This is a genomic window from Microcystis sp. M53602_WE12 (assembly GCF_030065455.1).
Classification (GTDB): Bacteria; Cyanobacteriota; Cyanobacteriia; order Cyanobacteriales; family Microcystaceae; genus Microcystis; species Microcystis aeruginosa.
In genome coordinates this window covers 1-1887 of the sequence record NZ_JASJFB010000277.1, presented here as the reverse complement: position 1 = coordinate 1887, position 1887 = coordinate 1, and the positions used below count along the sequence as shown (strand labels likewise).

Sequence of the window (1887 nt, the reverse complement as noted above, 5' to 3'; positions counted from 1 at the left end):
CACCATAGCATCTGGCGCTTGACAGATTTTATTATCCCCCTCGACCGGATACCACAACAGATCGCCGGCGATAAACACATGGTCATTGTCTGCGAATAAACATTCGAGATTTTCCTTGATCGTCACAATCCAGCGAAACTGTTTGGTATTATCGGCCATCGGTTTACCGTCACTATCGGGATAGATAATCTCCGACTCAGAGAAAGATATCGCCTTGATCATCGTTCTACTCCCTAGCGTACTAACTATTTAGTATAGCGTTAAATTCCCTGACGAAAGAGGGCAAAAGCCGAAGTATAACCGTGTAAAAAAGTGCGCCCAGCCACCGGCCCGATTTCTCCGTTGCAAAAGAAACCGGCGAGGGGAACATTGGCGAAATAACGCTGAAAAAGACCCGAATCAAAGTCCGGTTTTTCGTAGAGATTTTCCCCGCGACCGAGACAGGAAAAGATCAAAGCACCTAGCACATCTGAACTATTAGGTTTTTCTTGGGGAAAAGCTTGCAAAAGTAATTCTAAATCTAGGGCGGAAGTGTCGGCATCACGCAGGTGAAATTGTACCCGCTGCCCCGGACGAACTCGATCGCCAATTGCGATCGCACCTTGACGAGGATCTACTCCCAAAACACTGCGAATTAAGAAATCCCCGGCCCGCAACTGCATTTTAAACTCATCCCTAGCAATACCGATAAAAAGGGAGTGTTGCGCTAATTCTCGGTCTTTTTCGCTCAAGGAGGCAATTAAATCCCGCAGTAGATTTAAAGGTGGTTGCGAAGTCCCATCGGCCCCTTTACCGGTCATGGAGATGATAATATTGCGTTCTCCCTCACTCACCTGATAAATCGGTCCGATGGGACGACAACCTTGGGCGACGATAGTTTCGACGATAATATTGCCAGAAAGGGCGATTCCTACGGTTCCCTGACGATAGAGATAGGTATTACGCGGTTTTTGTTGATCGTGGTAGAACAGACCCCCAGAACGTTCGATCATGCCACCACTGACTAAACCGCCGATTTTGGCCGAACCGGGGTAGGCAAAATCCAACCCCTCTAACAGATCATTGACGCGACTGGAAAAAGGATCGGCTAAAAGGATAAATTGGGGATTTTTGGCCGCTTCTACCCCTAATAATTCTGTCCAACTAGAGGGGGAACTGTCGAGATCGGGCATTTCCGCCGCTTCGATATAGAAGGGCTGCACTTCCACATCGGGCAAATGGGCGACGGTGAGACTTAAAGCCGGACTCGCTTCGATTTCTCGCGCTTTTTCCCTGTCACCCATACCGACAATCCCCGCCCCACCGCAGCCGATCAGGACAGGAACAGGGAGTTTATCCAAGATTAAGGGAACTAAACGGGAATAGTCGCTGGCATAGGCAGAAGAAATAAAAATTATGGCTAGATCTGCCGATCCGACTAATTTATCTTGCACTTTTTCCACTACTTCCGTCACCGCCGCTTCTAGGGAGGGACGGGTTGATAGGGCATTAATCCACTCGATGCGATCGCTCATGTTTCTTGACCCCAAATTTGGTCTAAATGGTCAAAAATGATCATCTTAACAATAAATTAACCTAAAAATCCGCTCTTCGTGGCTGGAGGTGGGGATAAATTATAAAATTGTCATGACGTGAGCAAATACAGCCGCAAGGGATTGCCAGTTATTTTAATCATATTTGATCTTAAAATAGAGAATTGTCCCCGCTAAGATAAAAGTAACAAAATTAGCGACAATAATCGGTTTGCTGCTCATATAAATCCCGTAGATTAGCCAAAGAAAAACCCCCAGACAAAAGCAAATAAACATAGTTAGGGACAAGTCCTTAGCCGAACGATAACGCCAAGTTTTAATCACTTGGGGTAAAAAAGAGACAGTGGTTAATATT

Annotated in this window: 2 protein-coding genes and 1 pseudogene; all 3 read right to left on the bottom strand. The window is 46.2% G+C overall.

Annotated features, from left to right (window positions below; all coding sequences use genetic code 11):
* A pseudogene (locus PX482_RS10075) lies at positions 1–222 on the bottom strand (Uma2 family endonuclease); the annotation flags it as partial.
* A 38-nt stretch (positions 223–260) separates the two neighbouring features.
* On the bottom strand, positions 261–1514 hold the full coding sequence (locus PX482_RS10070) for an FIST signal transduction protein (protein WP_288122390.1): 1254 nt from the start codon (positions 1512–1514) through the stop codon (positions 261–263).
* Positions 1515–1667: 153 nt separating this feature from the next.
* Complete coding sequence (locus PX482_RS10065) at positions 1668–1886, bottom strand: SemiSWEET transporter (RefSeq protein ID WP_288122388.1); 219 nt, start codon at positions 1884–1886, stop codon at positions 1668–1670.
* Between the last annotated feature and the right edge of the window lies 1 nt (position 1887).